This window comes from Glutamicibacter sp. MNS18 (assembly GCF_026107515.2).
In the GTDB taxonomy this organism is placed as follows: Bacteria; Actinomycetota; Actinomycetes; order Actinomycetales; family Micrococcaceae; genus Glutamicibacter.
On record NZ_JAPCHW010000001.1, the window covers coordinates 338,254 to 361,487 of the forward strand.

General features: G+C 65.0%; 17 protein-coding genes. 8 read left to right on the forward strand and 9 right to left on the reverse strand.

Annotated features, from left to right (window positions below):
• Positions 1–339 precede the first annotated feature (339 nt).
• From OK351_RS01655 to OK351_RS01690, 8 genes are all read right to left on the reverse strand, one after another.
• Positions 340–903 (reverse strand): hypothetical protein, encoded by a 564-nt coding sequence (locus tag OK351_RS01655; RefSeq protein WP_265155591.1) that lies wholly within the window; start codon positions 901–903, stop codon positions 340–342.
• Positions 885–1,139, reverse strand: a complete 255-nt coding sequence (locus tag OK351_RS01660; protein ID WP_265155592.1) for a hypothetical protein — start codon at positions 1,137–1,139, stop codon at positions 885–887. Before OK351_RS01660 ends, OK351_RS01655 begins: the two co-directional genes overlap by 19 nt.
• Positions 1,140–1,505: 366 nt before the next feature.
• Positions 1,506–2,051, reverse strand: coding sequence for a hypothetical protein (locus tag OK351_RS01665; protein WP_265155593.1), 546 nt, complete (start codon positions 2,049–2,051; stop codon positions 1,506–1,508).
• Positions 2,048–3,031: a hypothetical protein gene (locus OK351_RS01670; RefSeq protein WP_265155594.1), complete on the reverse strand. Its 984-nt coding sequence runs from the start codon at positions 3,029–3,031 to the stop codon at positions 2,048–2,050. The genes OK351_RS01665 and OK351_RS01670 overlap by 4 nt, the downstream gene beginning before the upstream one ends.
• A 210-nt stretch (positions 3,032–3,241) precedes the next feature.
• Positions 3,242–5,827: a hypothetical protein gene (locus tag OK351_RS01675; RefSeq protein WP_265155595.1), complete on the reverse strand. Its 2,586-nt coding sequence runs from the start codon at positions 5,825–5,827 to the stop codon at positions 3,242–3,244.
• 59 nt (positions 5,828–5,886) lie between these two features.
• Positions 5,887–7,029, reverse strand: a complete 1,143-nt coding sequence (locus OK351_RS01680) for a glutamate--cysteine ligase (RefSeq protein ID WP_265155596.1) — start codon at positions 7,027–7,029, stop codon at positions 5,887–5,889.
• A 161-nt stretch (positions 7,030–7,190) separates the two neighbouring features.
• Positions 7,191–8,441, reverse strand: coding sequence for a THUMP-like domain-containing protein (locus tag OK351_RS01685; protein ID WP_265155597.1), 1,251 nt, complete (start codon positions 8,439–8,441; stop codon positions 7,191–7,193).
• 46 nt (positions 8,442–8,487) lie between these two features.
• Complete coding sequence (locus OK351_RS01690) at positions 8,488–9,360, reverse strand: SGNH/GDSL hydrolase family protein (RefSeq protein ID WP_265155598.1); 873 nt, start codon at positions 9,358–9,360, stop codon at positions 8,488–8,490.
• Between the two features lie 647 nt (positions 9,361–10,007).
• Here OK351_RS01690 and OK351_RS01695 point away from each other — a divergent pair.
• From OK351_RS01695 to guaB, 5 genes are all read left to right on the forward strand, one after another.
• Positions 10,008–11,495 carry an amino acid permease gene (locus OK351_RS01695; RefSeq protein ID WP_265155787.1) on the forward strand — a complete coding sequence of 496 codons (1,488 nt, stop codon included), beginning with the start codon at positions 10,008–10,010 and terminating at the stop codon, positions 11,493–11,495.
• A 269-nt stretch (positions 11,496–11,764) separates the two neighbouring features.
• A complete protein-coding gene (groES, locus tag OK351_RS01700; RefSeq protein ID WP_265155599.1) occupies positions 11,765–12,061 on the forward strand; it encodes a co-chaperone GroES in 297 nt (98 codons plus the stop codon).
• Positions 12,062–12,162: 101 nt separating this feature from the next.
• Complete coding sequence (gene groL / locus OK351_RS01705; protein ID WP_265155600.1) at positions 12,163–13,767, forward strand: chaperonin GroEL; 1,605 nt, start codon at positions 12,163–12,165, stop codon at positions 13,765–13,767.
• A 445-nt stretch (positions 13,768–14,212) separates the two neighbouring features.
• Positions 14,213–16,345 carry an acyltransferase family protein gene (locus OK351_RS01710; RefSeq protein ID WP_265155601.1) on the forward strand — a complete coding sequence of 711 codons (2,133 nt, stop codon included), beginning with the start codon at positions 14,213–14,215 and terminating at the stop codon, positions 16,343–16,345.
• A 58-nt stretch (positions 16,346–16,403) separates the two neighbouring features.
• Positions 16,404–17,957: an IMP dehydrogenase gene (guaB, locus tag OK351_RS01715; RefSeq protein ID WP_265155602.1), complete on the forward strand. Its 1,554-nt coding sequence runs from the start codon at positions 16,404–16,406 to the stop codon at positions 17,955–17,957.
• A 17-nt stretch (positions 17,958–17,974) separates the two neighbouring features.
• Here guaB and OK351_RS01720 read toward each other — a convergent pair whose 3' ends face one another.
• The gene (locus tag OK351_RS01720; protein WP_265155603.1) at positions 17,975–18,451 is read right to left on the reverse strand and encodes a VanZ family protein; all 477 of its coding nucleotides are present in this window, start codon (positions 18,449–18,451) and stop codon (positions 17,975–17,977) included.
• A 155-nt stretch (positions 18,452–18,606) separates the two neighbouring features.
• On the opposite strand from OK351_RS01720, the gene OK351_RS01725 reads away from it, so the two are divergent.
• The 3 genes from OK351_RS01725 to OK351_RS01735 all read left to right on the forward strand — a co-directional run bounded on the left by OK351_RS01725 (position 18,607) and on the right by OK351_RS01735 (position 23,137).
• Positions 18,607–20,472 (forward strand): HNH endonuclease signature motif containing protein, encoded by a 1,866-nt coding sequence (locus OK351_RS01725; RefSeq protein ID WP_265155604.1) that lies wholly within the window; start codon positions 18,607–18,609, stop codon positions 20,470–20,472.
• A 144-nt stretch (positions 20,473–20,616) separates the two neighbouring features.
• Positions 20,617–21,900 (forward strand): BtrH N-terminal domain-containing protein, encoded by a 1,284-nt coding sequence (locus tag OK351_RS01730; RefSeq protein ID WP_265155605.1) that lies wholly within the window; start codon positions 20,617–20,619, stop codon positions 21,898–21,900.
• Positions 21,901–21,985: 85 nt separating this feature from the next.
• On the forward strand, positions 21,986–23,137 hold the full coding sequence (locus OK351_RS01735; protein WP_265155606.1) for a GuaB3 family IMP dehydrogenase-related protein: 1,152 nt from the start codon (positions 21,986–21,988) through the stop codon (positions 23,135–23,137).
• Positions 23,138–23,234: the final 97 nt, after the last annotated feature.

Consider the following 23,234-nt stretch of genomic DNA (forward strand, 5'->3'; position numbering starts at 1 on the left):
GCAGCAGGATCTGCTGCCAGCGGAGAGCCGTTACCGCTTCAGTTCAACGTTGGCTGTTTTCCCTATTCAAGGCTGGGTGCTAATTAGCCGGAAGGTACCACTGTTCTGGCAACTTGGTGCGGAATCTCGGTACATCGGAGACACCGGATCTCGCCACTTCGTGAACAACCGATCTCAATCTCTTCGTGCACAGGTGCCAAGAGCAGATTCGTCGGGCCTAGGGTTTCTGCATCCAACATCGTTAGACGTGGTTGAACACTTCTGGTTTTTGGTCTTCCCGAAGCACCGACTGTTCACGATACTCAGGGGCCTTGCGTTCCCCCTGTGTGGTGGTATTCGTTAGCCCGATTCCCTGATCGAGTAGGAAGCGATGAGTTTACCCCGCGCATGCAAAGCCATCAACGGCAGTGGGAAGGAGAGAACAACTTCTGTAGTGTCTGGATCAGAAAGTAGGAGCTCTTCCTCGGTTACCGCGCGATGAAACTGACGTCCAGCAAAAGTCGTCGGAACAGAAGTGTGCTTCTCCTGGTAGAAGTCCTTGCGCTGTTCTCTCCTCACTTCGACTAGCATCTGGTTCGAGGCCAGTTCCGACGTGGGTTCATCAAGGATGTCAGCGTCGATGATTTCACCTGTCATTGGCACCACGATAGTCGCCTTGTCCAGCTCAACCTGACGCAATTTGCGCACCCTAAGACACTCCGCCGCTTTGTCCTCTAATACCATCAAGGGGATCGGTTCGGTTGCAAGGGAATGAACGAGCGTTTCCCACGCCAAACGTGGGGTGGCTTGATGCAGCGATTGATGCGGCCGACGTTGGGTGTCATGCTGGCGACAGTGTTTGATCCGATTCTTCGGCTTCGTGAGATTCTGTAGTTTGTTCGCGTCTAGAAAATGCTGCGGCACCTGATATGAAAGTTCACTTTGCCTTGGATCGTGGGCTTACCTGACAGCCCTCTGATCGGCATGGTTCGCTTGGATGCGAGGAAGTTTTCCACTGCATCGGTCGACCCCTGGCGCAGTTGCTTGAACGCCTTGGAATGGTCGCTGAGCAGCTCCTTCGGAGCCCCGTGCGCCTCAATCGCCCGGGCGAGCACGTCCTGGGGATCGCGGCTGTTCTCGTCTTGCTCTGATAGACCCATGAGCCCATGATGTAGTGTGTCGCGTAATCGAGCGTCTGATGGATGGTGTCCAGCTTGCTTGTACCGGTACGGAACAAGGCGCCAAACTGCCACAACGCCATCGCAGTGGCTCTGGCTCACGGGAAATTCGAAGACCAGTCAATCGGACCTTGCTGAGATGTTATTCGTTGCTGACAATCCCGGTGCTTGCACGGGCACTTCCATGTCTTTGCGCACTGCAATCGACAGCTCCTTCCACACTTACCCGTCGACGGCATCGCCCCGAGCGGACTGGGCGTCGCTACTGGCTCCTCGCAGCCAGATGCCCTGCTCGTGCTGCCGTGTGCCTGCATTGGTGCAGAGGTTCCATCGACACCGCCTCGGTGGCTAGTTCCTGCGGATGATCCCGGTGAAGCCGGCCACGAAAAGGGTGGTAAACACCCAGCTGAGGGTTTTCAGTATGCTCCCCACCCACGCCAGGGCCTCTCCCTGGGCGCTGCCAAAGGCGATCTGGCATGCCTCGTGCACTCCGGTCGATACCAGCGGGAAGGAGAGCTCCACTCCGACCAGCAGGCGTTGGGTTGCCATGCAGCCGATGCTGGTGCCGTCCACTTGCAGTTCCGCGGCCGTAGCCAGGCCCTGGGGCAGGATCCAAAAAATGAGAACCACAGTGAGCAGGAAGAGCCCGGCGAGCCAGGCCAGGGCCTGTGAGGAGCGGTACCCGTAGCCCACGGTGACCCGGGTCAGCTCTCCCCACAACTTCGCTCCGAAACCCGGATTCGCGCGAGCGAGTTGATCGCGCCGTTGCCGCATCAGAATCATCCGCGCTTCGCCGTCATGGCCGGCACCCCGGGCATTTCCGGCAAGTTGCTGATACGGATGTGCGGCATAGCGTGGGGTGCCCAGCTGCAACAGGTCCAGCCACTGCGTCACCTCATTGGTGGGGAGCCCGAATACCCCAACCCATCCACCTCCCAGTTATTGCTCGGGCGATGCGTGGCCGCTCTTGCCGCTTTCGCGGAGACCACCAACCGCCCTTTCACGCTTGCGCCTACAAGGCCGACCCTGCCAACGGCCGCAAACGTGCCGTCCATGAACAAGTCCCTTGCGATGCTGATCCCGTTGGCCGACAAGGCTGGCCCATCGGGGTTCGCGAGGTGCGCATCGCGCAGACTGAGTTGGCCACCGATTCGTGCCCCAAGAAGCCGGACCGCCCCCGCATCTCCGGTGCCGAAGGCCTTGAACCCGTCGTTCATTCGTAGGCCACCCTCGGCCGTGACCCGGTCGCCCGACAACGCTGGACCATCACTATTTTCCAGATGCGCATTGCGCAAATTGAGTTGGCCGCCGATGCTGGCGCCCTGACAGCGCACCGCACCGGAGGGGCCAACGCCCAATGCCGTGAACCCATCATTGAGAATCATTCCGCCGCCCACGTGGAGCCGGTCTGCTGAAAGGGCTGGGCCCTGCTCATTTTCCAGCCGTGCGCCAGTGAGCCGGAGCGTGCTGCCGATATTGGCCCCGGTCAGGCACAGTGCACCGGATTTCCGGCCAGCGGTGGATACCCCGATAGTCGAACCGTGCAGTGCGAGCCGTGGAATGCGGCATTCTCGTGCGTTGATTCCTTCGGGTATATGACACCCGGCCAATTCAAGGGGGATGGCCACCACCATGTTTTCCAGGTCCAGTCGCCCGACTATTCGTGCGCCACTGACCCGTAATCCGCACGGATCGGGGCCTTCCACGGGAACAAGCTGGCCGCGCAGAATACTGCGGATCACCTCCGAGCGGATTTCACGCACGGCTCCCCACCCGAGCATTTCCTCGCCGCTTGCTCCCGAGTGCTCGGTGTAGGCGGAATCCAGGTCGAGACGCAGCCCGGCAACGAGGTGGTCGATCAGCCGCTGCTCCAACGGTGTCAGTACCATGGACCACAGCATCACACACTGACCCTCGTGGAGGGAAACATCCGTGGTCGTGAAAAGGGGAACTCGGGGGAGTGGCACAGACTGGTCCGGCGGGTTCGGTGCATCGGGCCGGTTCCCAGGCGCTCTGTGTCCACCAGCTGTCGACCGGGGCTTCGAGGAAGGAAGTGCCAACGGGAAGTATCGGCCGAGGTGGAGCTAGCTTCTGCGGACGATACCGGTGAATCCGGCGACGAAGAGGGCGGTGAATCCCCAGCTGAAGGCCTTGAGCACGGCCCCGACCCGCAAGAGGTGTTCTCCCGCGGCGCTTCCAGCATCGATCTGGCAGGCGATATCCGCACCTGTTGATACCAGTGGGAAGGAGAGATCGATGGCGATCAGGATCCGTTGGGTGTTCGTGCAGGCGAGCCCGAGCCCGGACTGCTGCATCTGCGGTGTGGTGACCAGGCCATCGACGGCCCACCAAAAGACCATGCCCAGCGCGATGCAGAACACCGCCCCGACCCACAGCAACGCCAGCCAGGGACGGTAACCGTATCCCACGGTGACCCGGGTCAACGCTCCCCAGAGCCTTTCTCCGGAACCCGGAGCGGCACGATGGAGCTGGTCCCTTCGCTGCCGGATCAGGATCCTGCGGACATCGCGGTCATGGCCGGCCTCCCGGGCGTTCTTCGCCAGCTGCTGGAAGGGCTGGGCAGCATAGCTCCAGGTGCCGTGCACCAGCAGGTCGAGCCACTGCCTCACATCCTGGGTGGGATAACCACGATAGGTCGCGCCGTCCAGATCCCAACGGCATGTGGGATCGGCGCGGCTGGCCGCCGCCTGCACTGCTTGGATGGACACGAAGAGACGTCCTGCGATCGCCGCGTCCCTCAGACTGACCAAACCCACGGCACGAAACCCGTCGTCGAGGTACATGTCGGACTCCACCGCGACCCCGTCAGCGAGGAGGGATGCGCCATCCGGGTTCTGCAGACGCGCACCGTTCAGGCTGAGCTGGCCTGCGATGCGCGCACCGGGAAGGCGAACCGCGCCCGCTTGCCCGGTACCGGCTGCGTTGAACCCTTCATCGAGAAATACGTCATTGCCCACGATGGCCCGGTCCGCCTGCAAGGCTGGCCCAGCGGCGTTCTCCAGCTGCGCCGTTCTCAGGCTGAATTGTCCGTTGATCCGCGCCCCGGAAAGCCGGATAGTACCCATATCACCGTGGCCGGTAGCATGGAAATCATCGCTCAGGTGCAGATCACCTTCCACCGTGATGACATCTGCGTTGAGGGCCGGGCCGCTGCCGTTCGCCAGTTGTGCGCCGCTCATGCTGAACTGGCCCATGACTCTGGCTCCGAGTAGGCGAACCGTACCCGCCTCGCCGGTGCCCGAGGCTTCGAAACCCTGATCAAGGTACAGATCGCCGTGGACGATGATCCGGTCGGCGCTGAGCGCCGGGCCCTCGGCATTAACCAGGTGTGCGTTGCTCAAGCTGACTAGTCCACCGACCCGGGTACCGACGAGGCAGATCGTTCCGATTTCACCCCGCCCGGTGGCGGTGAAGCTGCCGTCGAGGAAGAGGCTGCTTTCAACGGTGATCCCGTCGGCGTTCAGTGCCGGGCCGTCCTTGTTCTCCAGGACGGCGTCACTCAGGCTGAGTTGGCTGCCGATCCGGGCGCCGACAAGGCGGATCGTTCCGCTGTCACCGCGCCCGGTGGCGGTGAAGGTGCCGTTCAGGAAGAGGCTGCCTTCGACGATGAGTGCATCTGCGTTCAGCGCCGGACCATCCGCGTTTTCCAGGTGTGCGTCGTTGAGGCTGAGTTGGCCGCCAACCCGCGCCCCGGGTAGCCTCAGCGTACCGATACCGTCCCGTCCGCTGGCTTTGAATCCACCCTCGAGCAACATGCTGCCCTCGACGTTGATCTGGTCCGCGATGAGGGCCGGCCCGGCATCGTTGTCCAGGTGCGCATCACTCATGCCCAGATCCCCACGGATCCGGACTCCGGGCAGCCGGATCGTTCCGGCGTCACCGGTGCCGGAGGCGGTGAATTCCTCGTCGAGGAACATGCTGCCACCGAGCACCAGATGGTCGGCTTCCAGCGCGGGGCCTGCGGCATTGGCCAGCTGCGCATCCTGCAGATTCAGGTGGCCGCCGATGCTGCCTCTGTTCAAGACCAGGGTCCCGGAGGCGTCCTTGGCCACGGCGCGGAAACCTTCGTTGAGCAGCAGATCTCCTTCGACCACGATCCCGTCGGCGACCAGAGCGCAGCCCTGCTCAGCGGACAGGTCCGCGCCGGACAACCACAGTGAGCCCGTGATCCGTGCCTCCGAAAGGCACAACGCCTCCGCATGCCCGCTGGCTGACTGGGCCCCGATCACCGATCTGCGGAGCCAGAGCTTGGGGATCGTGCAGTCCCGGGCATTGATCCCCGCCGTCACGAGACAGGATTCCAACTCCAAGGCAAGGGACGTGCGAAGGCTCGCCAATTCGAGCCGTCCGATGATCCGGGCACCGCGCAGCCGCAGGCCTCGCGGGTCATACCCTGCCCCGGGCGGGGGCAGCTCGCGCAGGATCCGGCGGATCACCTCGGCCCGGATATTGTGCTCGGGCCCCCACCCGTCCATCCGCTGCAGGTCAACGACCGCCCCATCGTTGTCGGCGGGGTCCAGGTTGAGAAGTTCACCAGCCACCACGTGGTCGATCAGCCGTTGCTCCGCCGCTGTCAGTTCCATGGACCACAGCATCACATACTTGCCCTGGGCAGGGAAGGGGCGATCGGCCAGGCAGCGGCAGCCCATGGGTGTGGGCACCTGCGACGAATGTGCCGCGGCCCGGGGAAGTACCGGGAACGCTGCGGTTAGAGGCCCTCGAGTCGTGCCACGTTGTCCTTCACGATGGCTTTGAAGTCTCCACCGGACGCGGCGAAGATTTGCCGCTGCAGCTTGTACTCGCCACCGTGCTCGATGATGTCCAGGACCCCGTGCAGTTCCTCGACGCAGCCCAGGCGTTCGGCCACCGGGGTGAGGCGTTTGACTTCTTCACGCAGGTGATCGGTCACCAGCATCTCGTCGCCCTGGGCGTTGAGGATGATGATGGCGTCCAGGCCGTAGCGGGCGGCGCGCCATTTGTTTTCGGTGCGGAACCATGGCGGCATGACAGGGATCTTGTATCCGGCTTCCAGGCTCAGCGACATGTCGTGGACCAGGCATTGGGTCAGGGCGGTGATGGCCTTGATGTCCGCCAGGTTGCTCACCCCGTCGCAGATGCGCATTTCCACGGTGCCCAGGCGTGGTACCGGGCGCACATCCCAGCGGATTTCCGAGACATCATCGATGACCCCGGTGTGCAGCATGTCGTTGACGTGGGATTCGTATTCTGCCCAGTCGTTGAAGTGGAAGGGAATCCCTGCGGCGGGCAGTTGCTGGAACATCAGCGAACGCTGCGAGGCGTATCCGGTGTCCTCGCCGCCCCAGTAGGGGCTGGAAGCGCTCAGGGCCTGGAAATGCGGCTGGTAATTGATTAGCCCGTCGGTGATCGGCAGGGCCTTGTCCCGGCTGTCGAGACCCACATGGACGTGTACCCCGTAGATCACCATCTGCCGACCCCACCACTGGGTGCGGTCGATTAGCTTGGCGTACCGGTCCTTGTCGGTGACCGGCTGCTGGGTGGGCGCAGCGAAAGGGTGTGATCCCGCGCAGTAGAGATCCACACCCAGGGGAGTGGTGACCTCGGTCAGCAGACGCAGGTTCTGCCGTAGTTCCTCACCGGCCGAGGCCACGGTGTTGTGCACACCGGTGACGATCTCCACGGTATTCAGCAGTAGCTCGGGCTTGATGGTGGGGTGTTCCTCATCGGGCTGGATGCCGTCACGTTCCTTGACCGTGGCCAGGACTTCTTCGGCCACCGAGCATAAATCCGCGGTGTCCTGGTTCACCAGGGCGATTTCCCATTCAACGCCGATTGTTGACTGCGCAGACTGGGCAAAATCGATCTTCTGCACGGTGCTCCTAGGTGTTTTCGGGCGACCAGGCATTCGGCCTTTCTCCAGCCAAAATCTACAGTCACCAGCCGATGTGGTGAATACAACCTAAACCATTTTGACGCGGCCACGAAGTATCTGACGACCAAATCCGGCCCCGCAGCGCGGAATGTTCGTCACAATTACGGGTTTCGTACCGGTTCGACTTCGATCGCCAGGCGTTTGTCACCGATCCGCGACAACACCAGGGTCGCGTGGTTCTTGGCACTCTTGGGGGAACCGGCCAGCAGGATTCGGCGTAGTTCCTCGGGGGTGACATCCACCCCGCGTTTCTTGATATCCAATTGACCGATCCCGTTGGCCTTGACCCATGACTTCAATTTCTTGACGTTGTAATCATGTACCGCCAGCACCTTGTACGCCTTGGCGAATGGTGTGACGACCAGATCCTCATGGGTGAAGTAGGCGATATGTTCATCAAGCAGGGTGCCGCCGGTCTGCAGTAGTAATTCGGCAATCAGATGTGAGCGGATAACCGCGCCATCAGGTTCATAGAGGAAATTTGATAGCGCTCCAACCGGTGCCTTTTCACCCTCCGCGGCCACCACGGGGGAGGTCAATTCATGTGCGCCATTCTTGTCAATGACCAGGGCGGCACGCCTGATCCCAGGCCGAGCCAACCGCCCGAACCACAGGCAGGCTTCCACGACACTGCCGTGATCGGAAATCCAGACCGCCTCAGCGGTGTCCGGGATGGCCTCATGGGGCAGCCCCGGCCCGAGCTTCACGCCGACATCCTTGCCCTGGTCCACCAGTTGTTCCACAAAGGACAGGGGAGGGGAGAACGCCTCCGGATCAAAGATGCGCTTGGTATTGCCTGCGGCCTCGGTGCGCCGAGCAGGATCCAGCCAGATCCCGTCGATATCCGTCAGGTCGGTTTCCTGCGCACTGGCATGGACCACCGTGGCATTCGGGAACGGCATCAGGTTCAGGGTCGCGGCCGCAGCGGTGGTCTCATCACGTTCCACGGCGGTCACCTGCAGCTCGGCACTGGCCAGGGCAATGGAATCGGTACCGATCCCGCATCCCAGATCGGCCACATGGGTGCACCCGGCCCCTGTGAAACGGCGGGCGTGCATCCCGGCAATGGTCAGCCGGGTGGCCTGCTCCAGGCCCGCGGGGGTGAACACCAGGGAATCGGCAAAGGGACCGAATTTCACCCGGGCACGGAACCGCAGCTCGCTCTGCATCACCACGGCGCGGACAATGGCCGGGTCGTGGCCGTCCTTGCGCAGTTTCTCGTTTAATGCCCAGGCGGCATCCTTGGTGGCGACCATGGACGGGTCAACGGTCGCCAACAGCTGCCACCCCTCGGGGGAGAGCAGCGAGGAGAAAAGTTCATTCAGGGTGGAGTCATTCGAAGCCTGGGCCATGAATCCAGACTAGTGGATTCATGGCCCGGTATGCTGCCGGGAACCACTAGCGGCGCTTGTGCCCCCGGAAGTCCAAGTGGCGTTCAAGCACCGGATAGTAGCCCTTCACATAGCCGGTGGTGGTCGGATGCAGGCTCAGGGGATCCCCGGGATCGGCGGGGTTCATGTAGATCCACGGGTTGGCCGAACCGAATCCATGGTTGTTGAACTGCTTGGTGACCGAGGCGAATTCCGCGCTGGTCCCCCGGGTGCCCTTGGCTACCGCCTTGTTCAGTCCGTCCGCGAGCTTGTTCAGCTTCTTGGCGTTGCGTACGGTGATGAACTGGTTGTCCCCGCCGGTGGTGGCGAAGATCCGTGGATATCCAAGGACAATGATCTGCCCGCGGGTGGCCTTGTCCACGGTGCGCAGGGTGCCGTTCACGGATTTGGCCAGGCTCGGCAACCTCTTGGTATTGGTTTTCACCAACGCGTCGCATTCCTTGTTGCTTCCGAAGTTGCTGCACGCCAATACCAGTTCGCGCAGGTCAAGGTCGTTGCCGCCGAGCGTGAGGGTGACCAGTTTGGCCTTCTTCAGTTCGGGCTTGATCATCGAGGCGACCTGGCCGATCTGGGCGGAGGTGTAGCCAGCGCAGGCGATATCCAGGGTCAATTTCACCTTGGCTTTACTGGCCACTTTGGTGACATGGCTGGGCCCGTCACCCTGGACGCAGTCGGGGATGGGACCCTCGCGCAGGTTGCCTGACCCGAAACCGGCGGAGTAGGAATCGCCAAGGTTCACGTAATTGATGACCTGTTTGGAGTCGTGCTTGGCCGGGGCGACCAGCGCGTTGGCTGGTGCCAGCCCGGTCATGGCCAGCCCGAGGGTCAAAGCGGCGGCACCCAGTGCGCGGGCCAGCTGAGTGGAACGGATGGTTTTCATGGTGATCTTCCCTGAACAGTACAGGGCGGCACCGCGGAGGTACCGCTGGGGGATGTGAACAGTCTTTGGAGGGGTGAATAGGGGGTGGGCGCCCCTGTTGAAGGCACCCTGGCACCGGCAATTGTTGCGGGCCACGACCGGCATGTACGGGACCGATCCACGCGGAGGAGCAAGACGCGCACGCAACCATGGGGCGTCCGTCTTGCGTGCCACCGATCGTAGGCACCGGATTGTCGGCGTGGGTAGCACCCGACTGGGTCGGTGGGGAAAGAATGGGGTGATCCGGTGTCCGGGCAGCGGCCCACCCCGTTATCTTCTTCACACGTGCCTGCGGGAAAGGCCGTGCTGGCGCGCTTTTTCGACTCCCATGCCCGGGCCAGCCAGAACGGACGGATGTAGGGTCGGGGATGGCGTCCACATGTTCCGTTCCCACGGCATCTTGCCCCAGCGGTTCTGGGGCTTGCCCGACCGAACCGCTGGATAAGACCCAAGCAGGCCTGTTGCTTGGAACCTGGAACTGGATATTGCTCCGTCCAGGCAATATTCTGCCCTGCCGGATTCACCGGCTGGGACCGGGGCGCCACCAAGGAACGAACCGAAGGAAACGGCACCCAATGTCACCGGCCACCCAGGGCTCCTCCACCACCATGGTGGAGCCGACACGGCACCCCAGCACCTCCGAACCGGCGCTCAAGCGAACCCTGAGTAGCCGGCACCTGCAGATGATCGCCATTGGCGGCTCCATCGGTACCGGACTCTTTGTCGCCTCGGGCGGCACCATCTCGCAGGCCGGACCCGGCGGCGCGCTGGTGGCCTACGCGGCGGTGGGCCTGATGGTGTACCTGCTCATGCAGTCCCTGGGGGAGATGTCCGCCAAGATCCCGGTGGCTGGTTCCTTCCAGACCTACGCCACCCGGTTCGTTTCCCCGTCCTTCGGCTTCGCCATCGGCTGGAACTACTGGTTCAACTGGGCCATCACCGTGGCCGCCGAACTGGTAGCCGCCGGAATCATCATGGATTTCTGGCTGCCCGGGGTCCCGGGGTGGATCTGGGCCGGGGTGTTCTTACTGCTGCTCACCGGGTTGAACGCCCTGTCGGCCAAGGCTTTCGGCGAAGGCGAGTTCTGGCTGGCGCTGATCAAGGTGCTGACCGTGATCGTGTTCCTGGCAGCCGGGATCCTGATGATCCTCGGGGTGATCGGCCAGGGAACCAGCGGATTCGGCAACTGGACCCAGCCCGACGAGGTGTTCAACGGCGGATTCATCTCCATCATCGCGGTGTTCATGATCGCCGGGTTCTCCTTCCAGGGCACCGAACTGGTGGGTGTGGCCGCCGGGGAGGCGAAGAACCCGCGCCGGGAAATCCCGCGGGCCATCCGCACCGTATTCTGGCGCATCATGCTCTTCTATATCGGGGCGATCTTCATTATCGGCACCCTGGTCCCGCTCACCGATCCCAGCCTGCTGGCTTCCGGTGAAGCGGATATCGCCGCTTCCCCGTTCACCATGGTCTTCGAACGTGCCGGGATCGCCTTCGCGGCAGCCCTGATGAACGCGGTGATCCTCACCGCAATCCTCTCGGCCGGTAACTCCGGGCTCTACGCCTCCACCCGCATGCTCTACGCCATGGCCAAGGACGGCAAGGCCCCGAAGATCTTCGGCAGGCTCAACCGGCGCGGGGTGCCCATTCCGGCCCTGCTGGCCACCGCCTCCATTGGCCTGTTCGGTTTCCTGACCGCGATCGTGGGGCAGGGTACTGCCTACACCTGGCTGCTGAATGTCTCCGGGCTGTGCGGGTTTATCGTCTGGGCCGGCATCGCGCTCTCGCACTACAGGTTCCGGCGCGGCTTCCTGGCCCAGGGCCACCGGGTGCAGGACCTGCCCTACAAGGCCGCGTTCTTCCCGATCGGGCCGTTGGTGGCCTTCGCCGTACTGGTGTTGGTGATCGCCGGGCAGAACTACCAGGCGGTGCTGGCCGGACAGGGGATCGAGGTGCTCTCGGCCTATATCGGCCTGCCGATTTTCCTCGCACTCTGGCTGGGACACCGGATGGTCACCAAATCCACGGTGGTGCCACTGACGGATATGGACCTGTCCGGGCCGGCCGACCTTGAGGATGAGCCAACTGGACGTTAACCAGCGGTGACTTGTGGCGGTCGTTGGACGCGCCGGGTTTAGCTGTGCGTGAACCCGGGCGCGGAAACATGTCCATTCATTAGCACTCGCCTTGACCGAGTGCTAATGCTCGGCCTAAAGTCGTCTCTGGATGCAGTACCCGAAAGCACTTCGGATACCGCAGCCCATGCCTTACTGGATATGACCAACTGGCACCGCGACGACGGTTGGAGCAATGCCACGGGGCGTTACCGTTTTTTCCATTGGTTCATAAACGAAAAGGAGAGACTGTGTCTGTCTCCATCAAGCCACTCGAAGACCGCATTGTCATCAAGCAGGTCGAAGCCGAAACCACCACCGCCTCCGGCCTGGTGATCCCGGACTCCGCCAAGGAGAAGCCGCAGGAAGGCACCGTTGTGGCCGTGGGTCCCGGTCGCATTGACGACAAGGGCAACCGCGTTCCTTTGGACGTGAATGAAGGCGACGTCGTGCTGTACTCGAAGTACGGTGGCACCGAGGTCAAGGTCGGCGCCGAAGAGTACCTGGTGCTCTCGGCACGCGACGTACTGGCAATTGTCGTCAAGTAACGTCACCCACCTTCAAGTAACCGACCGGGCCCCGCATGGCGATTTCATCGCCTCACGGGGCTACGCGTCGATTACGACCCAAGATTCTTAGGAGTCAATGCATGGCTAAGCAGCTAGCATTCAACGAGGAAGCACGCCGTGCCCTCGAGGCGGGAATCGACAAGCTCGCCAACACCGTCAAGGTGACCCTGGGCCCACTGGGCCGCAACGTGGTGCTCGCCAAGAGCTGGGGCGCCCCGACCATCACCAACGACGGCGTCACCATTGCCCGTGACATCGACTTGGAGGACCCATACGAGAACCTTGGCGCACAGCTGGCCAAGGAAGTCGCCACCAAGACCAACGACGTGGCCGGTGACGGTACCACCACCGCCACCGTGCTGGCCCAGGCACTGGTCAAGGAAGGCCTGAAGAACGTGGCCGCCGGCGCCGCCCCGGGCGATATCCGCAAGGGTATCGAATTGGCCACCGACATCGTCTCCAACCGCCTGGCCGCCAACGCCGTGGCCGTGGAGGACAAGGTCGCCAACGTGGCAGCCATCTCCGCCCAGGACGAGGAAATCGGCGAACTGCTCGCCGAGGCCTTCAAGACCGTGGGCACCGATGGGGTTATCACCATCGAGGAATCCTCCACCACCGCCACCGAATTGGTGGTGACCGAGGGCATGCAGTTCGACAAGGGCTACCTCTCGCCACAGTTCGTCACCGACGTCGAGCGCCAGGAAGCCGTCCTGGAGGACGCGCTGATCCTGGTCAACCCGACCAAGATCTCCACCGTGGCCGAATTCCTGCCACTGCTGGAAAAGGTGCTCGAAGCCAAGAAGCCGCTGCTGATCATCGCCGAGGACATCGAGGGCGAAGCCCTGTCCACCCTGGTGGTCAACAAGCTGCGCGGCCTGCTGAACGTCGTGGCCGTCAAGGCCCCGGGCTTCGGTGACCGCCGCAAGGCCATGATGCAGGACATAGCGATCCTCACCGGTGCCCAGGTCGTCTCCTCGGAGCTCGGCCTGTCGCTGGACCAGGTCGGCACCGAGGTGCTCGGCTCGGCCCGCCGCGTGACCATCACCAAGGATTCGACCACCATTGTTGATGGTGCCGGAACCGCGGAGGATGTCGAGGACCGTGTCTCGCAGCTGAAGGCCGAACTGGAGCGCACCGATTCGGAGTGGGACCGCGAGAAGCTCTCCGAGCGCCTGGCGAAGCTCGCCGGCGGTATCGGCGTGATCAAGGTCGGCGCAGCCACCGAGGTCGAGCTGAAGGAACGCAAGCACCGCATCGAGGATGCCGTTTCCTCCACCCGTGCAGCGCTGGAGGAAGGCATCGTGGCCGGTGGCGGTACCGCCCTGGTTGATGCCCTCTCCGCACTGGACGAGGACGAGCGCGCCACCTCCGCTACCGGTGATCTGGCAGCAGGTGTGGCCATTGTGCGCCGCGCCCTGGTCAAGCCGGCCTTCTGGATCGCCACCAACGCCGGCTACGACGGCTCGGTAGTGGTTTCCAAGGTTGCCGAATCGGCAGTCAACGAGGGCTTCAACGCCAAGACCGGCCAGTACGAGAACCTGCTGGCCGCCGGGATCATCGACCCGGTCAAGGTCACCCGTTCGGCGCTGCGCAACGCAGCCTCGATCGCCGGCCTGGTGCTGACCACCGAAACCCTCGTGGCCGAAAAGGTCGAAGAGGAAGAGGAAGCAGCCCACGCCCACTAGGCGTTGGCCGTAGGCAGAAGCCGTCGCCGGACCGGGCTGGAAAGCCCGATCCGGCGGCGGCTTCGTCGTTAACCCCCAGACAGTGCGGGGTTTGCAACCAGGAGGACCGGGCCACAGGTTCACGGTGGTACCTGGGATACACCGTCCCGGAGATGCCAATCCGTGGGTTGCATCGGGGCCAGGTCAACTGTGATCACGGATCAGGCCACCGGGGAGCCGGGGACCGACAGGCATGTGCGCCGGCTGGGAGCGTGTGCTGCGGTGGAGCCCGGGTGTGTGGCCGGTCTTTTCGGGCAACCCGCAGGACGCGGAAAACCGGGGCCAGCGGCCGGCTGCCCAGCTGGTTCACAGCCGGCTAATCACGATTTGATAACGACACTTGGTATGCTGAGGGGTCAGATAGCGTCCCGAAGCAACGATTCAGCGACCCATCTTCACAACTTTTATGAACCCACACAGCACAGCACAGCACAGCGGCACCCGGCCTGCAGCACCGCAGGCCGGGAAGAAAACCGCGTTCCGGACAGACCTGCAGGGCCTGCGCGCCCTCGCGGTGCTGTTGGTCATGTGCTACCACATTTGGTTCAACAAGGTCTCCGGCGGGGTGGACATCTTCCTGATGCTCTCCGCGTTCTTCATGACCGCCTCGATGGCCCGCCAGATCACCTCCGGCAGCTGGCCCAACCCGGTGCGGTACTGGCTGAAGACCTTCTCCCGGCTGATCGCCCTGGCCGCGGTGGTCATCGCCGCGGTGGTGGCCGCCAGCTGGCTCTGGCTGCCGGGAACCCGCTGGTCCCAGATCATGGACGAGGCGATCGCCTCGCTGACCTACCGGCAGAACTGGGAACTGGCCTCCAGCAACGTCGACTACTACGCGTTCAACACCTCCGCGGCCTCCCCGCTGCAGCACTTCTGGTCCCTGTCCGTCCAGGGACAGATTTTCATCATCTGGCCGCTGCTGCTCATTGCCTCGGCACTGCTCTGGCGCTTCGTGCTACGCAAACTGCGGTACACCACGGTGGCGCTGGGCGTATTCGGTACCATCTTCGGTCTCTCGCTGGGCTACTCGATCGCGCTGACCGCCAGCAACCAGCAGCTGGCCTACTTCCACACCGGGACCCGCATGTGGGAATTCGCTCTCGGCTCCCTCCTGGCCCTCTCGCTGCCGATGCTGCAGCGCCTGAACGAACGTGCCCGCCGGGTCGGCGGCTGGGTCGGGTTGCTGGTGATCATCACCTGCGGCGCGGTGCTGGAAGTCCAGGCGCAGTTCCCCGGCTGGCTGGCCCTGGTACCCACCGTGGCCGCTGCCCTGGTGATCATCGCCCCGGGGGAGCCGGACAAGCGCAACGTCGCCTGGCTGCTGGGACAAAAGCCACTGGTCAAGCTCGGGGATGTCTCCTACGGCATGTACCTGTGGCACTGGCCGCTGCTGGTCTTTTACCTGCACCTGAGCCAACAGGGGAGTGTGGATGCCCTCACCGGCGCGCTGCTGATCCTCGTCTCGATTGTCCTCGCGGTGCTCAGCACCCGGTGGATCGAGAAGCCGCTACGCCAATGGAAACCGCAGCTGCCCGGACTGCCCGCGATGACCGGCCGGACGCTGCCGGTCTCCCTGGCCCAGGCGTTGGTGGTGGTGCTCGGGTTGATCCTGGTGTGGGCGCCGGTCAATGCCTGGAAGAGTTCGGTGGAGCACACCCGTGCCCTGGCCGCGGCGCAGACCGTGGAGGAGAACCCCGGGGCCAAGGCCAGCAGCGACTGGGATCCGCAGCGCGCCAGCATCACGCTGCCGCTGAGCACCGAACTGGCCAACGAATGGCAGAACCCGGGCCAGGGGTGCACCGGCGAATTCGCCCCGGACTACCCGGATATCTACTACTGCCAGCAGGGTGGGGACCTGGACCGCAAACCCGACCTGGTGCTGTTGGGGGACTCGCACATCCAGCACTGGAGCCAGGCCGTGGACGCGATGATCGAGGACTACGGCGGCAGCTGGATGATGCTGCACGAGCCGGGATGCCGGCTGGGCGGGGTCGGCCAGCACGATGTGGACCGTTGCGATCTGTTCCAGGAAGCGGCCGTGGACTTCGTTGCCGAGCTCTCACCCGAGATGGTGCTCACCGTCGCCTCGGTAACCGGGCAGTGGGAAGACGAGCTTGGCCCCACAGTGGCCGAGCAGGAAGCCGTGGCCGGCGACTACGAGCGGATGATCGAACCGTTGCTCGATTCGGGCAGCCGGGTCATCGCCATGCGCGACACCCCGCGCTTCACCTTCAACATCCCCGAATGCGTGGACCGCTACCCGAACAACCTGGAAAACTGCTCCCGGCCGGTCACCGAGCTGATGGCCGTGACCAACCCGGTCAAGACCTTCCTGGCCGAGCGCGACTACGGGAACCAGGTGGTGTCCCTGGACATGACCCAGCTCTTGTGCCCGGACGGGTTATGCCAGCCGGTGATCGGCAACGTGGTGACCTACCTGGATGATTCGCACCTGTCCAAGACCTTCGTGGCCAGCGCCCAGGAGATCTTCGCCCAGCGCTTCACCAAGGCCACCGGATGGAGCGGACCGGCCGGGTAGCCGTCACGAAGGTTACTTTGGACACAAGCAGCCGAACGGGAATCGCCGCACGGCGAATATGGTTCTACCATGTAAACAACCGCCGTTTCGCCCGAAAGGTTTCTACGTGACTGAGTTCAACCCCTTTGCCTTTGAAGGACTCACCTACGACGACGTGCTGTTGTTGCCTGGCCCAACGGATGTGATCCCCTCCGATGCGGACACCACCACCCGGTTCACCAAGCGCATCAACATCAAGACCCCCATCAGCTCCGCCGCCATGGACACCGTCACCGAAGCCGGCATGGCCATCGCGCTGGCACGCCAGGGCGGTATCGGCGTGATCCACCGCAACCTGTCCATCGAGGACCAGGCCACCCAGGTCGACCAGGTCAAGCGCAGCGAATCGGGCATGATCACCGATCCCGTCACCGTGCACCCGGGCGCCACCCTGGACGAGTGGGACGAACTGTGCGCCCAGTACCGGGTATCGGGCCTTCCGGTGGTGGATGAGAACCGCAAGCTGCTGGGCATCATCACCAACCGCGACACCCGCTTCGTGCCCCGCGAGCAGTACCTGACCACCAAGGTCTACGAGGTGATGACCGGCATGCCGCTGATCACCGCGAAGGTCGGAGTGCCGCGCGACGAGGTCATCGAGCTGCTTTCCAAGAACCGTATCGAGAAGCTTCCGCTGGTCGACGACGAGGGCCACCTGACCGGTCTGATCACCGTCAAGGACTTCGACAAGGCCGAGCAGTACCCGCTGGCCACCAAGGACGACGACGGCCGGCTGCGTGTGGCCGCCGCCGTGGGCTTCTTCGGCGAGGGCTACCAGCGCGCCATGACCCTGATCGACGCCGGCGTGGACGCACTGGTGGTGGACACCGCCAACGGCCACAGCCAGGGCGTGCTGGAGATGATCGCCAGGCTCAAGGCCGATCCCGCCGCCGCCCACGTGGATGTCATCGGCGGCCAGGCCGCCACCCGAGAGGGCGCCCAGGCGCTGATCGACGCCGGCGCGGATGCCATCAAGGTCGGGGTGGGCCCGGGCTCCATCTGCACCACCCGCGTGGTGGCCGGTGTGGGTGTCCCGCAGGTCACCGCGATCTACGAATCGGCCAAGGCCGCCATCCCGGCCGGGGTGCCGCTGATCGCCGACGGCGGCCTGCAGCACTCCGGGGACATCGGCAAGGCCCTGGTGGCCGGCGCCGATTCGGTGATGCTCGGCTCGCTGCTGGCCGGCACCGCCGAATCCCCGGGAGACCTGGTCTTCATGAACGGCAAGCAGTTCAAGACCTACCGCGGCATGGGTTCACTCGGCGCCATGGAGACCCGGGGCAAGAACACCTCCTACTCCAAGGACCGCTACTTCCAGGCCGACGCCCCGTCCAACGAGAAGCTGATCCCCGAGGGTATCGAGGGCCAGGTCCCGTACCGTGGTCCGCTCTCCGCCGTGGTGCACCAGCTGGTCGGCGGGCTGCGCCAGACCATGTTCTACGTGGGCGGACGCACCGTGCCGGATCTGAAGGCGCGCGGCAAGTTCGTGCGCATCACCGCCGCCGGGTTGAAGGAATCCCACCCGCACGACATCATGATGACCGTCGAGGCACCGAACTACAAGTCCCGCTAAACCGGGCCGATCGCCCCTCACCGGGCACCACGAACCCCGTCACCGCCGCCGCATTGCCGGCCGGCGATGGCGGGGTTCTCCCGTCGTCGATACCAGCGCAGAACCAGCGCCAGCAGCACCGCCCCGCCCACCGCACCCAGGGTATTGGCCAGCAGATCCAGCAGCGAGGGGTACCGGGCCGGAAGGAACACCAGCTGGCCGGCCTCCACCAGCATCGAGACGCCCAGCCCCGCCAGCCCGGCGGCCCAGATACGCCGCAGCCACCAGTAGGCCAGCACCCCCAAGGGCACAAAAAAGGCGATATTCGCGCCGAACTCGATTTGCGCATAACCGAACCACTCCGGCACCCCGGCCCCGTGCAGCCACCCGATCAGCCGGTCAAGCCACGGCCCGGCCTGCGCATCCACCGGGCTGGGCCAGAACCCGATCAGCACCAGCGCCACGGCGTAACCCGGGACGGTGGCCATCGCCCACAGGTGCACGGGACTTTTCATGCCGACCTTCCCTCATGCCTACCGGGCCGAGCGGTTACCCAACCGTTTCGGCCATTCTAGCCACGCCCACCGTGGGCGATGCCCGTAGCCGCGGGTTGTCCACACCCCGCCGCCGCCGGAACCCGGGCGCCGGTCGGCCGCCGGATACTGGGGCCATGACTACCCGGGCCCTTGCCACCTGCATTGAGAACCTGCGGTGCCTGCTGGGAAACATGCAGGCCACCAAGGGCGATGCCGCCGCGCCCGGGGTTGACGGCGCCCAGGTCCGTGCCCTGTACACCGGTTGTTTAGGGCTCACCGGCCAGCTGCGCGAGCACCTGGCCGGCACCACCGATCCGCGCCTGGCCCTGGAGCTGGCCACCGCCGCCCAACAGATGGCGGCCGAGGCGACCCGGCTGGCCCTGGTAGCTGCCGAACGGGTGAACACCACCGCGGCCAACACGCTGGCCCAGACCGAGCTGGAGGCCCTGCGCCGGGAACCGGCGGACACCACCCGCGCCCCCGAGCGCGCCAACGGCCGGCCCAGCTACAAGAACGCGGCCGAACTGCTGGCCAGCTGGACCCGCACCCCGTATGCCGAGGCCAACCGCCGGGTGCTCGACGCCCAGGACCTGGTAGCCCGGCGCGACCTGACAGGTTCCCCGGTCCCACCACGTTTCACCCACCTGGGCCGGCAGTTCTTCAACCCGGCCCAGGATCCGCAGGCGGTCCGCGAGATCAGCCAGAAACTGGCCCGCGTGGAACCGGCCGACACCACCTTCGACGGCATCGCCTGCACCCCGACGCTGCACCACGCCGACGGACGCACCCTGGAGGAACACGCCGCCCAGGCGCTGGACACCGAATTCACCGCGGCCGCAGCCGCCAAGAAGGTCGGCACCCTGATTTCCCAGGCCGCCAACGACCCGCAGACCGCCACCGCCGCTTCCCGCCGGCGCGGCCTGTACAAGCTGCCGGTGCGCAACCGCTACTACCGCGAATACCTGCTGCGTGTGAGCACCCTGGAAGGCGGACTCATCGACTCGCTGATCGCCCAGGCCAACAACCCGCGCACCCAGGCCGGCAAGGCCGCCCGCAACAACCCCGACTCCGCCAGCACCGTGCCGCACCCCGGGGCGAGCGCAACACCGCAGCCTGCGGCACAGGAGGCCCCGGACTTCCTTCCCGAGGGAGCCGAAACGGCCCGCTGGGACGAGGACGACTTCCAACCACCCGAAGCCGCCCCCGCCGAACGGGCGCTGAACGCGCTGCTGGATGTCCTGGAATACGAACCGGCCGGGACACCGCGCGGCACCACCTGCCCACCGGACCAGGACCCGCTGTTCGACCCGGACCCGGAAACCCTGCCGGGGGATATGCAGTGCATACCGGGGGACTGGGACGACGGGGAGAACACGGAAGTCCCCGGCCCGGTGAACTGCCCGCCTCGCACCGGGGAATACATCACCGAACTGACCGCCCGGGGAGACCCGACCCGGTTGGGCAACCGCAAATTCCGACGCAGCAAGCGCATCCGCCCACTGCTGGTGGCCCATATGTATATCGAGAACCTGCAGGACATCGCCAGCGCCCACGCCGAAACCCAGCACGGGGTGGATCTTCCGCCGGCGGCACTGCGGCAACTCGAATGCCAGGCCGACCTGATTTCCGCGGTCTTCAACGCCGACGGGGCCCTGTTGGACTTCGGCCGCCGCCAACGCCTGGTCCCGGACATCCTGCAAAAGGCGGTCCTCGCCCGGGATCGCGGCTGCATCGTGCCCGGCTGCACCGCCAGCGTGGAACACCTGGACTTCCACCACGTCATCCCCTTCAGCCAGGGCGGCAAGACGAACCCGCAGAACATCGTTCCGGCCTGCCGCACCCACCACATGGAACTTGACCTTGGTCTCATCGAGGTGATCTGGCGCAAGGGGCTGCCCTGGGTGCTGCTGCCCCCGGACCGGGACCCGGACCAGCGATTACGCCGCAACCACGTCCCGCCCGGGGTGCCAACAAGCCTGCCGCTGCACGATACCGGCTGAGCAGCATCCACCGGAACCTGTCCCGGCCACCGCCCCGGTACCCGCACCCCACCGGCTGCCACGTAGAATGATTCGATGGCGGCGCGAGGTGCGCGTGCGGGGTTCCACCCGCCGGGGCGCCGGCAACGGAAGGATCGGCAGCCAGTGTCGCAACCCAAGAACTTGAAGAAACTCACCCGGGCCCGCATGGACCGTACGGGGGAGAGCTACACCACCGCGCGCAAGGCCATCCTGACCAACCGTCCCGAACCGGTCAGCGCCCAACGCGCCGCCGAACGCCAGGCCGCCACCTCCCAGGGGCGCACCCCCACCCCGGCCCAGACGCCGGCCCAGGATACCGAATTGCCCGAATACCCGGCACCGGGGAATGTCCGGCAGTACGATGCCGCCCTGTGGCACCGCGTGCTCACCCAGGCCGGGGTCCTGCACCCGCTGACCGGCCAACCGCTGAGCGAGGCGCTGCTCTTCGGGCTCGGCGGTGGCCTGGGCTTCATGCTGCACAGCTTCAGCGAAGCCGACTCCTTGAGCCTGGCACTGGTCACCCGGGCCCACCCCGAACCGTTCACCGCCACCCTGCTGGAGCGCTGCGGCGCGAAGGTGCGGATCCGCACCACCGGCAATTCCCAGGCCGCCGGCGCCAACCTGGACGCCGGGCTGGACGAGGGCCGCGCCGTGGTGGTGCGTGTCTCCCGCGCGGCCCTGCCCTGGATCGACCAGCAGGCCGTGGACGCGGCGGACACCATTGATGTGGCCGTGCTCGGGGAACTGGACGACGCGCTGCTCATCGACGAGGGCACCGGCGAGCTGCAGCTGATCAGCCCCGCGGACCTGGCCACCGCCCGCGCCAGGCACAAGCGGGACAAGAACTTCTGCGCCTGGGTCCCCTCCCGCCGCGCCCCCAGCCCGGCCCTGCTGGCCACCGGTGTGCTCAACGCCATCGGGCAGGCCAGCAGCCGGATGCTGGGCACCGGTGACCTTCCGGGCCTGCCGGCCCACTACGCCCGCAACTTCGGGGTGGCCGGCCTGCTGCAGTTCGCCGACCGGCTGGCCGACACCAGCTCCGAGGCCGGGTGGGCGCACCTGCTCGCCGCACCCGCGCTGCGTGCCGACGCGGTACGCCAGTTCGAACAGTTCTTCACCGAACGCCGTTTCGCTTCCGCCGACGGCTTCCGTGAACTGTTCGCCGACTTCCTCACCGAAGCCGCCCAACTGCCGCAGCTGGCCGCACTGGAAGCACACGCCGCCGCCTACCGGGCACTGGCCGAGCGCTGGCAGGCCTTTACCACCGCCTTGCGCGCCAGCCTGCCGAACCCGCAGGAATCCGGGGAACTGGAAGCACTGAGCCAATCGTTGCGGGCACTGGCCGAGGCAGAATCCGCGGCATCCACCGCACTTGAGGCCACCGCCAGCACCCTGCGCCGGGGCTGACCTGCAGCCGATCGGCCGCCACGACGTGTCGCCCACCGGCGTCGCAAAGGCAGTGAAGCGCCGCGGAACTTGATAACCTAGACCGGTGAGTAACGAGATTGAGATCGGCCGCGGCAAGCGGGCCACCCAGGCATTTTCCCTCGACGACGTGGCCATCGTGCCCAACCGGCGTACCCGGGACCCCAAGGATGTCTCGGTGTCCTGGCAGATCGACGCCTTCCAATTCGACACCCCGATCCTGGGTGCCCCGATGGATTCGGTGATGAGCCCGGCCACCGCCATCCAGCTCGGACAGCTCGGCGGGCTGGGCGTGCTGAACCTGGAAGGGCTGTGGACCCGCTATGAGGACCCGGCCGCAGTGCTGGCCGAGATCGCCGGCCTGCGCTCGGAAACCACGCGTCGCACCGACCCGGCCATCACCGCCAAGCTGCAGGAACTGTACAGCGCCCCGATCCAACCGGAGCTGATCACCGCCCGGATCTCCGAGATCCGCGAGTCCGGGGTCGTGGTCGCCGGGTCGCTGACCCCGCAGCGCACCCAGGAGCACTACCAGACGGTCATCGACGCCGGTGTGGATATCTTCGTGATCCGCGGGACCACCGTCTCGGCCGAGCATGTCTCGAAAACCACCGAACCGTTGAACCTCAAGCAGTTCATCTACGAACTGGACGTGCCGGTCATCGTCGGCGGTGCCGCGGGCTACACCCCGGCCATGCACCTGATGCGCACCGGTGCCGCCGGTGTCCTGGTCGGTTTCGGCGGCGGGGCCACCAGCACCACTCGGCGCACCCTGGGCATCCATTCGCCGATGGCCTCGGCGATCTCCGATGTGGCCGCGGCACGCCGCGACTACATCGAGGAATCCGGTGGCCGCTACGTCCATGTCATCGCCGATGGCGGGGTCGGCAATTCCGGGGACATCGTCAAGTCCCTGGCCATGGGGGCCGACGCCGTGATGCTCGGCGCCGCCCTGGCCCGTGCCGAGGAAGCCCCGGGCAACGGCTGGCACTGGGGTATCGAGGCCGCCCACGAATCCAGCCCACGCGGGGACCGGGTGCCGGTGGGCACCGTGGCGCCGATGGAGCAGCTGCTCTTCGGCCCGTCCCATGAAACCACCGGCAGCTCGAACCTGGTCGGCGCCTTGCGCCGGGCCATGGCCACCACCGGTTACTCCACGCTGAAGGAATTCCAGCGGGTGGATGTCGTGGTTTCGCCCTACGAGCCGGACCGCAACTAACAGCCCCGCTTCCGGGCCGGTTCCCTGGTCACGGGGGCCGGCCCGGAGCACCTTAAACGCGCGGCTAGGGCAGATGGTTCCCGGGATAACCGAATCC